This window comes from Lactobacillus taiwanensis (genome assembly GCF_017894345.1).
Taxonomy (GTDB): Bacteria; Bacillota; Bacilli; order Lactobacillales; family Lactobacillaceae; genus Lactobacillus; species Lactobacillus taiwanensis.
On sequence record NZ_CP059276.1, the window covers coordinates 1,755,214 to 1,767,765 of the forward strand.

Consider the following 12,552-nt stretch of genomic DNA (forward strand, 5'->3'; position numbering starts at 1 on the left):
TGAATGATTTAGCGTTTTTTTGATTAAAAATTAAAACTAAATGGCATATTTTTAACTTTTAAACAATTTATTTTCATCACAAAAATAAGCTCATCCCCAAAGCAGGAAATGAGCTTATTTTGATTTACTTATCAATAATTATCTCTTAGTAACTGCGATTAAGTCGTCACCATGCTTCTTTTCTACGCCATCAATACGTTGAACATTTGCATAGCTAGTAGTGTTAGTAATTACAGTCATGACAGTTGTATCGTATCCTGCTTTCTTTACAGCATCTAAATCAACCGTTCCAAGCTTTTCACCTTTTTCAACATGTTGGCCTTGTTTTACATCAGTAGTAAATCCTTCACCCTTCATGTTTACAGTGTCGATACCAATGTGAATTAAAACTTCTGCACCTTCGTCTGATTTAATTCCATAAGCATGCTTAGTTTCATAAGCAACTGTAATTTCACCAGTTACTGGGGAGTAGATAGTACCTTCACTTGGTACCATTGCAGCACCCTTACCCATTGCTTCAGTAGAGAAGACTGGGTCATTTACATCTTTCAAGCTTTCTGCTTTACCTGAAACAGGAGCAGCAATTACTTCATCATGTAATTCTTTATCTTCTTTGATAATTTGTTCAGCTTTTTCTTGTTGTGCTACTTGATCACCAGCAGATTCAACAGTACCCGATTCTTCTACGACGTCTTCCTTAAGGTGACGTTTACCGTATACAAAGGTTAAACCAAAAGCAACAATAAAACTAATTGCTACTGATAATGCCCACATTGGAATACTCTTTGGAACCATTGACAAGAATCCAAGGAAACCAGCTGAACCAAGGGCAGCAGCAGTAACATGCATTAATCCTGCAAAAGCAGCACCAACACCTGCACCAATTAAAGCACAGAAGAATGGAAACTTGTACTTCAAGTTAACACCAAACAATGCTGGTTCGGTAATTCCAAGTAATGCAGAAACACCAGATGAACTTGCTAAGCCTTTTACCTTTTCATTCTTAGTTAAGAAGTAAATAGCAAATGTAGCAGCACCTTGAGCAACGTTAGCCATACATGCAGTAACAAAGATAAAGTCACCGGATCCACGACCACGTGCATATTCAGCTAAAAGTTGAGTTTCAACTGCTGGGAAACTTTGGTGAAGACCAGTAGTAACAATAGCTGAGTAAGATAAACCAAAGATACCCATACCAAAGGCACCAGTTGTGTTGTATAACCAAACAATGGCAGCAGTAATTGCATCTGACACACCTTTAAAGACTGGTCCAATAATTGTGAAAGTCAAGAAACCAGTAATCATAATTGAAAGAAGTGGTGTGAATGTGAAGTCAACTGCAGATGGCAACCACTTGTGGAATCTCTTTTCTAAGAATGCCAATAACCAAACAGCAACTAAAACTGGAATAACTTGGTATTGGTAATTAGTTTGAGATACATGTAAACCAAAAATATCCCAGTACTTACCTGCTCCGCCTAAAGCTGGAGTAGTCATAATCATACCAAGAGTTGCACCCAAGAATTGGTTAGCGCCAAAACGCTTAGCTGCAGACATACCAACTAAAATAGGCATAAAAATAAATGGAGCAGCTGACATTACCTGAATAATTTCAGATAATCCTTTAACACTAGGTGCCATTTGAACAACTGACTTAGCTCCAAATAATCCTGGAGAAGTTAAGAAGTTGTTCAAAGCCATCAATAAACCACCAGCTACTAGGGCTGGAATAATGGGAACAAAGATATCAGATAAAAGCTTGATAAATGCCATTACTGGGTTAAACTTTTGATCCTTTTGGGCAACTTTCTTCAAATCATCAGTTGAAAGTTCAGATAGACCTGTCATTTTGATTAATTCATCGTAGACGTTATTAACATCCCCAGGCCCAATAATAATTTGAAATTGACCATTAGTTTTGAAAGTACCCTTGATATCTGGATCGCTATCAAGCATTTTCATATTTACTTTACTATCGTCCTTTAAGACTAAACGTAGACGCGTAGCACAGTGAGCAGCGGCTACTAAGTTGTCGCGACCAACAGCTTCAATAACTGTTTCAGCAACTTTTTTGTGATCCATGTCTGTCTCCTCCTTGAAAATGTGTAAGCGTTTTAAATATTTACATGTATTATGATAGCGTATTCTAAAATTATGTCAAGCGCTTATCATAGAAAATGTTATTATTTTGCAACATTTTAATTTCTATTTTTTTAAAATACTAGTTTAATACTGTTATTCGTTTGACATATAGACCAGCTTTAAGTTAACATTCTTATATAAGAATGCGTTTACATATTCGATGAGGTGAATAAGTTATGGAATGGACAAGAAAACAACGTTATCGCAAATATAAAGATTGGGATGCACAGACTTTATTAAATCTTCAAGCTCAAGCTGCGACTTCCCCATATCAAATGCACTATCATATCCACCCACTTTCTGGATTGATCAATGATCCCAATGGATTCTCCTATTATAATGGCGAATATCACCTATTTTGCCAATCTTACCCATTTGGACCAGTTCATGGAGTTAAATCTTGGATTCACTACGCCTCTCCTGACCTAGTTCATTGGCATTATTTAGGTTCAGCAATTGATCCAGATAGTGATTTAGACAATGCGGGAGCATATTCTGGTTCTGCGATGGAACATAATGGAAAACTTCTATTAATGTACACTGGTAATCATCGTGATGAAGACTGGACTCGAATTCCTTATCAAGTTATTGCTGAAATGGATGAAAATAATCATATTACTAAACCTGATAAAGCAGCAATTCTACCACCAAATCATGTTAGTGAACACTTCCGTGATCCACAATTATTTAAACATGATGGAAAATACTACGTTTTACTTGGTGCACAAGATGCTAAAACTAAGAGTGGTCATATTGATATTTATGAATCAGACGACCTTAAAACTTGGCATGAAAATGGTTATTTAGATTTAGGTAAGGATGAAATGGGCTATATGATTGAATGCCCTAACCTAGTTTTCATTAATAACTATCCTGTTTTGATTTTCTGTCCTCAAGGATTAGATAAAACAGTTGCCGACTACAAGAATATTTATCCAAATATGTACTGGATCGGCAAAGATATTAATTTAAGTGAAGCTAAATTTACGCCACTTCAAGCTCATCCGGTTAACCTAGATGATGGTTTTGATGTATATGCAACACAAGCTTTTAATGCTCCTGATGGAAATGCCTATGCTATTTCTTGGGTTGGCTTACCAGATTGTACTTATCCAACTGATAAAGAAAATTGGGCTAATTGCTACAGTCAAGTTAAGCGTTTAGAAATTAAAGATGGTGCGTTATATCAACATCCAGTAGATGCAATCAAGAATTTACGTCATAATGAGAAACAGCTCAATAATGAAAAGATAATTAGTCAAGCAGCCGGTAAGCAATATGAACTGAAACTTCACTTACTAGCCGGTCAAAGTGGAAAATTACACTTAGCTTCTAATGAAGATCTATCATCAAGTCTAGTTCTTGATTTTAATACAGATCAAAATGCAAAATTAACAATTGATCGTGCTTCAAGTGGTCCAGCTGTTAACCCAGATTATGGTGCAACTAGAACAATTGACCTGAAAGATGATCAAGATTTAGATTTAGATATTTTCATTGATGGCTCATTATGCGAAATTTTCATCAATAATGGTCGTCATGTTGCTACTTTAAGATTCTTTGCACCAACTCCAAACCAAAAAATTGCTTTTGACAAAGATACTAAGTACACGGGACGACTATGGAGCATGAATTCTATATTATAGGAAGATAATAATGGTCAAATTAACCGATGTAGCTGCCAAAGCAGGCTGCTCTGTTACTACAGTTTCACGCGTAATTAATAATTACGGCTATATTAGTCAAAAAACACGTAAAAAAGTTCATGAAGCAATGAAAGAGTTGAATTATCAACCTAATTCAGTTGCTCGATCTCTGCAAGGTAAGAAAACCAAATTAATTGGTTTAATTTTTCCTGATGTTTCTAATCCCTTTTTTGGAGAATTAGTTTCTAAAATAGAAGATCGCCTTTTTAAGCATGGCTATAAAACAATCCTTTGTAACGCAGGTAATGACAAAGAAAAAGAACGCACCTACTTACAAATGCTAATGGCTAATCAAGTCGATGGCATTATCGCTGGTGCACATAACTTAGGAATTGAAGAATATCAAAGAACTGGCTTACCAATTGTATCCTTTGATCGAAAACTATCGGACAATATTCCAATTGTTAGTGCTGATAACTTTAAAGGTGGTAGTTTAGCTACTCAAGAGCTTTATAATCATGGTGCCCGTCACATTTACTTTGTCGGAAACCCCACTTTAGATGGTCACCCTACTCAAAAGCGACTCCTAGGCTATAAAGAAACAATTAAGGAACTCAAGTTAACGGAACATATCCATCCAGTAATCTTCAACGAAACTCTTGCCTTAAAAGAAATGGCAATTAGAGATTTGCTAGAAAATCATAAGGTAGATGGAATCGTTGCTTCTGATGACCTCACTGCCCTCCTTATTTTAAATATTAGCCATGATTTGGGAATTCATATTCCTGAAGATTTGAAAATTATTGGCTTTGATGGTAGTAAAGTTGTCCGTAATTTTGAACCACGTTTATCTACAATTGTTCAACCAATTCCTTCAATTGCACAATTACTCGTTAAACTTTTAGAAAAAAGAATTGATAATCCGACTGAAGAATTGGATAACTATACTTACTATTTACCCGTAGAATTACTTAAACGTGAATCTAGTGGAAACTAAAAAACATTAGGCACTTCAATGTGTCTAATGTTTTTTGTTACTCTAAATATAATTTCCTAAAATCTTTTAGATCTTGCTTTGAAAAGCCAAGTTCTTTCGTAAAGTAATTCTCAAAACCACCATATCCAGCATCAATTGTTTGTGTAATTCCTTTAACAGCCGTTCCCTCACCTTCAGTAACGTTCATTCGATTAACCATTTTAATCATCTCAGAATCACTTGGAAGCTGCTTTTTAAGACCAAAAGTATACAGTTCATTTGTCAATAAATAATCGCGTGCAATTGTATGCTCATCTACACCGAGGCCCTTTAAAATTAATGCTGTGGTCATTCCAGTTCTATCTTTACCAGCACTGCAGTGATATACTAACGCTTCATCCTCCGGTAAGGTAAGTAGGGACGCAAACACACGAGCAAAAGCTTTCTGGCTGGCGGGACTTAAAATCACGTTTTGGTAAATTTCACCCAAATAACTGTCAACTTTAGGAATATGATGTAAAAAGCGATATAGTTTATGACTGTCATTAACAAAATTACCGCTGCTATCCTCTGCGTAGACATGACAATCCAAAACTTCAACACCATTCCATTTTCGATCTGGTGCCATTACTTGTTCATTGCTTGTTCTTAAATCGCAGTCTACCGTGACTTTCATCTTTTCTAATTTTTCTTCGTCACGTTTAGTTAGACTACTTAAAGAATCAGAACGATAAATTTTTTTCCATTTAACATGCTTCCCTTCATTATTTTCATAGCCACCAATATCTCGAAAATTTACAGTACCATCAAAAGTAATTAAGCGATTATGTTCCATTATTTCATCCTCTATCTGCTTTTCTCTCATGATGTATTTTAGCCTATTTTTATCAGTAATTAAGTATTTAGAACTAAGTATAGATACTTTGGCTAAATACAAAATACTTTCACTTTGTTAGTTTATTTTTTATAATTGATAATAATAATTTACAAGAAAAGCACATCAAGGAGGTCGCATCAAATGTCCAAAGAACACATAGAAGCCTTAACAATTGCTGGTCATGATAGTGATGGTAGTGCTGGAATGCCTGCTGATTTACATGCTTTTTATGCTCGTGGTGTTTACGGTATGGGATTATTAACTGCTGCTGTCGCAGGAAACTCTCGAGGAATTTTTGCACAACAATTAATGCCATTAGATTTTATTCAAAAGCAATTCGACGTCTTGAATGATGACTTTAAGATAAAAGCAGTTAAAACAGGGATGCTTGCTAACAAAGAAATTACTGATATAGTAGCCAAAAATTTAAAGCATTATCAAATGCAAAACATTGTGCTTGATCCTGTCATCATTACTAAGCACGGTGCTACTCTTTTAGCAAATGACGCTTATCAAGCATTTCTTGAGAAGTTAGTACCTATGGCAACCATCATCACACCTAACTTTTTTGAAGCACAAAAGTTAACTGGTCTTGATCTAAAAAATGAAGCTGAAATCAAAGAAGGTGCAAAAAAACTTCAAAAGATGGGTGTCAAAAATGTTCTAATCAAAGGTAGCCACCATAATGATACGCAAACAGAAGTTAAAGATTATCTTTTACTAGAAGACAATTCTGAAGAATGGCTAACCAAGCCGTATTTTAAAACTGATCGCGTTAATGGTACAGGAGATACTTTATCCGCAGTGATTGCGGCTGAGCTTGCAAAAGGTAATGATATCAAGACCGCAGTTAAAATTGCTAAAGATTTTACTTACGAAGCAATTTCACATCCAATTAATGTAGGATCAAAATATGGTCCAATTAACCATTTAGCTGCACAGGAAGAACTTGATTAGATATTTTTATTAACTCGTATTTAAGGCAATTTTAAGTTATACTTTGAACATACGATTTTAATAAGGATGATAATTATGGCAGATAAAACAATAAAAATTGCATACTTATATGAAGACTTAATGAATACTTACGGCGACTCAGGCGACGTTAAAGTGATTCGCTATTTACTTGCTAAACAAGGCTATCAAACTGAAGTTGATAATATTTCACTAGACGATAGCTTTGACGCTAAGAACTACGACTTTTTATTCTTTGGTGGTGGCCAAGACTTTGAACAAACCGTTGTTGCTAAAGATCTGCCACGTCATAAAGAAACTATTGAAAATTATATTAAGGCCGGTAATCCAATGCTTTGTATTTGTGGTGGCTATCAATTAATGGGTGATTACTACAAAACAAATTCTGGCATCACCATTAAAGGTCTAGGTATTTTACCTCTACATACTATTTTCAAGGCTGATAAACGTATGATTGGAGATACCCGTTACATGACTGAATGGGGTGAAGTTAAAGCTTTTGAAAACCATTCAGGTCAAACTTATTTTGATAATACTAACATGCTTCATCCCTTTGGTGAGATGATCGAAGGCTACGGCAATAACCCTCAAGATAAAGTTGAAGGCTTACGTTACAAAAACTTTATTGGCTCATATTCTCACGGTCCGCTACTTCGTAATACGAATGTAGCAAATGCGATTGTTAAAATGATTTTAGAACGTCGCAAGGAGCGTACTGCTAATGAAGTTGAATCCGTTTAGAAAAGAAAGCCTCAAGCGTTATTTGGGTACAGACAAGCACTTTGCCAAAACGCTTGGGGCTTTTGACTTATTAACTATTGGTATTGGAGCCGTTATTGGTACAGGTATTTTTATTTTACCTGGTACAGTTGCCGCAAAAGAGGCGGGGCCTGGTGTTACTCTTTCATTTCTAATTGCAGCCCTAGTGTGTACTTTAGCTAGTATGTGCTACGCTGAACTTTCTTCAAGTATTCCAGTAGCTGGTTCTGCTTACTCATACGGAAATATTCTTTACGGAGAAGTTATTGGTTGGATTTTAGGCTGGGCATTAATCTTAGAATATATGCTCTCAGTTGCTGCAGTATCAGCTGGATGGGCTTCTTATTTTAACTCCTTGCTACATAGCTTTAGATTACACATTCCTCATCATTTAGAGGGACCGTTCGATCCTTTAAATGGTACGTACCTAAATTTATGGGCAGTTGTTAGTGTTTTATTAATTGGAATCTTACTTTCTCGTGGAATGAAAGCATCCATGAAATTTAATAATGCTGCTGTTTTAATTAAGATAGCAATCATATTTATTTTTATTGGTGTGGGTTTATTTTTTATTAAGCCTAAAAACTATCAACCCTTCACTCCATATGGAACTACCGGCGTTTTACGAGGGGCAACTACAGTCTTTTTTGCATTTTTAGGTTTTGACGTTGTTTCATCTTCAGCAGCTGAGGTTAAAAATCCTAAAAAAAATATGCCAATCGGAATTATTGGCACATTAATTGTTGCTGCATTGCTTTACATGGGAGTATCAGCAGTTTTAACTGGAATGGTAAATTACAAGCAATTAGACGTAGCCAATCCTGTTGCCTACGCCCTAAAGCTAGTTAACCAAGGTTGGGTAGCAGATTTATTATCGATTGGTGCCATTGTTGGAATGAGTACAATGATGTTAACTATGATTTACTCAAGTTCACGTCTAATTTATTCCATTGGACGCGATGGACTCCTCCCTAGCTTTTTAGGAAAAATTGATAAGCATGGACTTCCTGAAAATTCACTTTGGATTGTAACTATCGTTATTGCTTTAATGGGCGGTTTGTTCTCAATGGAAGAACTCACTAGCTTAGTATCAATTGGAACATTGCTTGCCTTTACTTTCGTATCATTTGGCGTCATTTTACTGCGTAGAAGAAAAGATATTCCTGAAGGTGACTTCAAGGTTCCATTCTATCCAGTAATTCCAATTCTTTCTGGACTTGCCTGCATTGGCATGATGTGCTTTTTATCTGTTAAAACTTATATTTTTGCTAGTATTTGGTTCTTATTTGGCCTATTTATTTACTGTATCTATGGATATAAACATAGTAAAATCAGCAAAAAAAATAATTAATTACAAAAAAGAGTAGTTACTCAAAAATCACGAGTAACTACTCTTTTTTATTATGACTTTTCGGTTCCCAATTAAGTGCTAATACTGCACAAATGATCATTATTGAACCAATCCAATCAATTGGAGCCATCACTAATCCAAAAATAATTACTGACCCAATCGTTGCGGAAACCGGCTCAAAAGCATCTAATAAACTAGCAGTTGATGGTTTGATATAACGAAGTGATCCCATCATCCATTGAAATGGAATCAGAGTTCCAATCACGATCACACCAGCCATTAGCCAAAAAATGTTAATATTATTCGGAACCTTTGGCCATACCGGATGTGCTATTACCAAAGCAATACCTGAAAAAAGTAAGCCCCATCCTGTTACCACTAAGCTTGATGTATGATCAAGTAATCGTCGGGGAATTAGAGTATTAGTGGCTACTCCTACTGCCGAAATAAGGCCCCAAAACAAAACAGAAGGAGTTAAGGACAACTGATTAAAGTGCCCATGTGTAGCTAAAAAGAAAACTCCTATAAAAGCAACAACCGCAGCTAGTACATCTACTGCACGTAATACCTGGTGCTCAAAAACTACCATATAAAATAAGACAAAAAATGGTCCAATAAACTGTAACACTGTCGCAATTGAGGCATTTGCCTGTTGCACAACAATAAAATAGCAATATTGCACGGGCAATAATCCTAACAAGCCATAAGCCAGCACTGTTACCGCATCTTTCTTATTAGCCATTGTTTTAAGCGGATTTTTTCCTGCCAATTGGGCAAATACAAGCAAAATAATTCCACTAACTACCATTCGCACCTGAGAAATCCAAATTGGTGTAATGCTAGAACTTATATTGAATAATCCTTTAGCAAATAGACCTGAAATTCCCCAGAAAACACAGGCTAGCGCTGCTAAACAAGTCCACAATCTTTTTTTCGTCATATCTTCCCAACTTTCCTAATATTTTGCAAGATTCATCATAACACACACCAAAAAAATTATCTTTTTACCTCTTGCTTTTTCAACGCAAATCGAGTTAAATATAATTAATATAAAACTTAAAAAGCAATGAAGAGACGAGTAGATAATTTTATTCTTTCAGTGAATTAGCGTTAGTGAGAAGCTAGTAGACCCTGAATTATCGAATAACACTTTTTCGCTGTGCTGCTAGCCTAAATTATAGTAAGCTACGCCGTCATCGGTACGTTATCAAGCCGAGGAGCATGATTGTGCTCTAATTAAGCTGGTCTATATTTAGACAATTTAGGTGGTACCGCGGAAAAAAGCCTTTCGTCCTGAGAATATCAGGGGTGAAGGGCTTTTTCTTTACTCTTAAATTCTTTCTAAGGAGTTTTATTTATGACACTTATCTTACCTAAGGATTATCATCCAAGTTTAACCATTCGTGACACTGAAGCCGCAATTGTTTTTATTAGAGAAACTTTTCAAGATAAACTTGCAGAAAATTTAAATGTTCAAAGAATGTCAGCACCAATGTTCGTTAAAAAGTCTACTGGTCTAAACGATAACTTAAACGGTATTGAACGTCCAGTGTCTTTTGATATGAAAGCAATACCCGACGACACAATTGAAGTTGTGCATTCTTTAGCTAAGTGGAAGCGTTTAGCTCTTAAGGATTATGGCTTCGGTAGTCATGAAGGCCTCTACACTAATATGAACGCCATTAGACGTGATGAAGATTTAGATAATTTTCATTCAATTTATGTTGATCAATGGGATTGGGAAAAAATAATTTCTAAAGATGAACGTAATATTGAAACTCTTAAAACTACTGTTAAGCAAATCTTTAAAGCAATAAAAGAAACTGAAAAAGAAGTTGCTGCACGTTATCCTAGTTCTACTTATCGTTTACCAAATACAATTACCTTCATTACTACTCAAGATTTAGAAGATCGCTGGCCTGATCTAACGCCAGATGAACGTGAAGATAAAATTGCAAAAGAGAAAAAAGCTGTCTTTCTAATGAAAATTGGCGACAAACTAAAACGTAGTGGTAAGCCTCATGATGGCCGTGCACCCGATTATGATGACTGGCAACTAAATGGTGATCTACTTTTCTGGTATGAACCATTACAACGTAAAATTGAAATTTCTTCTATGGGAATTCGCGTAAGTGAAGAATCACTCAAAGAACAACTTAAAAAAGCTCATGCTGAAGAGCGAGCTGCTTTACCATTCCATAAAATGCTCTTAAATGGTGAACTTCCTTATACAATTGGCGGTGGAATTGGACAATCTCGTTTATGCATGCTTTTACTACGAAAAGCCCATATTGGTGAAGTTCAAGCTAGTATTTGGCCTCTCGAAATGATTGAATCATGTGAAGCTGCTGACATCAAAATTCTATAGCACAAAAAAAGACTGTCTAAGCCAATAGGCTTAACAGTCTTTTTCGTTATTTACTAGCTTTACGATCTTTTCTAGAGATAATAAACATAATTAGAGGTAAAAGAATAAATCCAAAAATCATCATTGCAACAGCATACCAGTTAATGCCTATTACTTGTCCTTGTGCATTGGCCACACCAAATTGGGCTTTCCAATTGTATTCTACTAGCAAGAATAATACTAAAATAATTGAAAGAATAGGAATAACTACATCAGTCCATACATTTTTTGGTGCATTTAAAACAGGCTCTGCTGTCTTTCCACGATAGAACTGAATAACAGCTAATGGAACAACAATAAAGCCTAAGAAACGTACCATAGCACTTAAAGTAATCAAGTTAACCATATTATATTCAAAAGCCATTGGAATTAAAATAGCTAACAATACTGAAATAAAGAAGGTTCTAATTGGAAAATTATTCTTGGTTCTTTTAGTTAAAGCTTTTGAAAATTGGTTTTCACGTGCCATCGCTTCTAAAATTCGTGGAGCATTAAAACTAGAAGCAACATTAATACCAAACATTGAAACTAAAGCACCAACTAAGATAACATCCCTTAAAATTTCATTCTTAAAGATAGCAGCAATTGCAACAACTTGCTTTGTTGTCATTAATGCTTTGGGATCGAGCATCATTGCAACAGCAACAACGCCAATATAAATGATTGCAATAACAATAATTGCTAAAGAAATAGCACGTGGAAGGTTTTTAGCAGGATTCTTCATATCATCTGACCCAGAAGCAACTGATTCAAATCCAGTAAAGGCATAGAAGGCAGATACGATTGCCATTACAAAACCTGTAGTAGTTAAAGTAGGAACAATCTTTTGACCATTTTGAGTAATCTGATCTACCTGACTTAAATTACTTGAAGCACCACTTACAATTAATAAAACTACCCCTGCAATAATAATTAATACTAGAGCAGCTAACTTACCAATAGTCGCTAAGTTCATAACATACTTAACAACTTTTTGACCAAATAAATTAATTATCGTAATAACGGCCATCAATATCAAAAAGCCAATAGTTACGCTCATTGTCTCATTTGGGTTACCACCAAAAATAGAAATAGTAGATTTAATAACCCCAACTGCCATTACACCCCAAGCTACACTTGCAGAAAAGTAACGTAAAATTCCCATATAGAAACCGACATTATTTCCAAAAGCGGCTTTTGAATATGCATAAGCAGCCCCAGATTTAGTTACATACTTTGCTGCTGCCGCAAAAGATATAGCTAAAATTGAAGCGAAAATTGCAGCAATAAAGTACACAATTAAGGCTTTTGACCCAGCTTGTTGAACAACGCTACCTGGTGTCAAAAATATTCCTGAGCCAATAATTGAATTAATGGCTAAGAGTACAATAGACCAAAAACCTAATTTACTTGTTTCTTTTTCATTCATTTATTAATAAC

General features: G+C 35.4%; 10 protein-coding genes and 1 other annotated feature. Of the genes, 6 read left to right on the top strand and 4 right to left on the bottom strand.

Translation table 11 applies throughout. The features are described 5' to 3' along the window. Window positions 1-138: 138 nt before the first annotated feature. Entirely contained in the window at window positions 139-2,082 is a 1,944-nt protein-coding gene (locus H1A07_RS08645) for a sucrose-specific PTS transporter subunit IIBC (protein ID WP_094498254.1), read from the bottom strand. Between the two features lie 236 nt (window positions 2,083-2,318). On the opposite strand from H1A07_RS08645, the gene H1A07_RS08650 reads away from it, so the two are divergent. Then, the gene (locus H1A07_RS08650) at window positions 2,319-3,788 is read left to right on the top strand and encodes a sucrose-6-phosphate hydrolase (protein ID WP_210144954.1); all 1,470 of its coding nucleotides are present in this window, start codon (window positions 2,319-2,321) and stop codon (window positions 3,786-3,788) included. A 10-nt stretch (window positions 3,789-3,798) separates the two neighbouring features. Then, on the top strand, window positions 3,799-4,785 hold the full coding sequence (locus tag H1A07_RS08655) for a LacI family DNA-binding transcriptional regulator (protein WP_210144955.1): 987 nt from the start codon (window positions 3,799-3,801) through the stop codon (window positions 4,783-4,785). 37 nt (window positions 4,786-4,822) lie between these two features. On the opposite strand, the gene H1A07_RS08660 is transcribed toward H1A07_RS08655, so the two are convergent. Next, complete coding sequence (locus H1A07_RS08660; protein WP_210144956.1) at window positions 4,823-5,599, bottom strand: tyrosine-protein phosphatase; 777 nt, start codon at window positions 5,597-5,599, stop codon at window positions 4,823-4,825. A gap of 183 nt (window positions 5,600-5,782) precedes the next feature. On the opposite strand from H1A07_RS08660, the gene thiD reads away from it, so the two are divergent. The 3 genes from thiD to H1A07_RS08675 all read left to right on the top strand — a co-directional run bounded on the left by thiD (window position 5,783) and on the right by H1A07_RS08675 (window position 8,726). Further along, entirely contained in the window at window positions 5,783-6,598 is an 816-nt protein-coding gene (thiD, locus tag H1A07_RS08665) for a bifunctional hydroxymethylpyrimidine kinase/phosphomethylpyrimidine kinase (protein ID WP_210144957.1), read from the top strand. A 75-nt stretch (window positions 6,599-6,673) separates the two neighbouring features. Further along, complete coding sequence (locus H1A07_RS08670; RefSeq protein WP_057718697.1) at window positions 6,674-7,357, top strand: type 1 glutamine amidotransferase; 684 nt, start codon at window positions 6,674-6,676, stop codon at window positions 7,355-7,357. After that, complete coding sequence (locus H1A07_RS08675; protein WP_210144958.1) at window positions 7,338-8,726, top strand: APC family permease; 1,389 nt, start codon at window positions 7,338-7,340, stop codon at window positions 8,724-8,726. Before H1A07_RS08670 ends, H1A07_RS08675 begins: the two co-directional genes overlap by 20 nt. Window positions 8,727-8,763: 37 nt before the next feature. Here the strand turns inward: H1A07_RS08675 and H1A07_RS08680 are convergent, their stop codons facing one another. Then, on the bottom strand, window positions 8,764-9,666 hold the full coding sequence (locus tag H1A07_RS08680) for a DMT family transporter (protein ID WP_210144959.1): 903 nt from the start codon (window positions 9,664-9,666) through the stop codon (window positions 8,764-8,766). A gap of 117 nt (window positions 9,667-9,783) precedes the next feature. Next, window positions 9,784-10,025: a binding site (T-box leader), on the top strand. 58 nt (window positions 10,026-10,083) lie between these two features. Here H1A07_RS08680 and asnA point away from each other — a divergent pair. After that, window positions 10,084-11,094 carry an aspartate--ammonia ligase gene (gene asnA / locus H1A07_RS08685; protein WP_210144960.1) on the top strand — a complete coding sequence of 337 codons (1,011 nt, stop codon included), beginning with the start codon at window positions 10,084-10,086 and terminating at the stop codon, window positions 11,092-11,094. Window positions 11,095-11,140: 46 nt separating this feature from the next. On the opposite strand, the gene H1A07_RS08690 is transcribed toward asnA, so the two are convergent. Beyond that, window positions 11,141-12,541, bottom strand: a complete 1,401-nt coding sequence (locus H1A07_RS08690) for an APC family permease (protein WP_210144961.1) — start codon at window positions 12,539-12,541, stop codon at window positions 11,141-11,143. Window positions 12,542-12,552: the final 11 nt, after the last annotated feature.

Bases quoted from the DNA above. Each gene is read 5' to 3' on its own strand.
- H1A07_RS08645 (WP_094498254.1), bottom strand. From the start codon at position 2,082: ATGGATCACAAAAAAGTTGCTGAAACAGTTATTGAAGCTGTTGGTCGC.
- H1A07_RS08650 (WP_210144954.1), top strand. From the start codon at position 2,319: ATGGAATGGACAAGAAAACAACGTTATCGCAAATATAAAGATTGGGAT.
- H1A07_RS08655 (WP_210144955.1), top strand. From the start codon at position 3,799: ATGGTCAAATTAACCGATGTAGCTGCCAAAGCAGGCTGCTCTGTTACT.
- H1A07_RS08660 (WP_210144956.1), bottom strand. From the start codon at position 5,599: ATGGAACATAATCGCTTAATTACTTTTGATGGTACTGTAAATTTTCGA.
- thiD (WP_210144957.1), top strand. From the start codon at position 5,783: ATGTCCAAAGAACACATAGAAGCCTTAACAATTGCTGGTCATGATAGT.
- H1A07_RS08670 (WP_057718697.1), top strand. From the start codon at position 6,674: ATGGCAGATAAAACAATAAAAATTGCATACTTATATGAAGACTTAATG.
- H1A07_RS08675 (WP_210144958.1), top strand. From the start codon at position 7,338: ATGAAGTTGAATCCGTTTAGAAAAGAAAGCCTCAAGCGTTATTTGGGT.
- H1A07_RS08680 (WP_210144959.1), bottom strand. From the start codon at position 9,666: ATGACGAAAAAAAGATTGTGGACTTGTTTAGCAGCGCTAGCCTGTGTT.
- asnA (WP_210144960.1), top strand. From the start codon at position 10,084: ATGACACTTATCTTACCTAAGGATTATCATCCAAGTTTAACCATTCGT.
- H1A07_RS08690 (WP_210144961.1), bottom strand. From the start codon at position 12,541: ATGAATGAAAAAGAAACAAGTAAATTAGGTTTTTGGTCTATTGTACTC.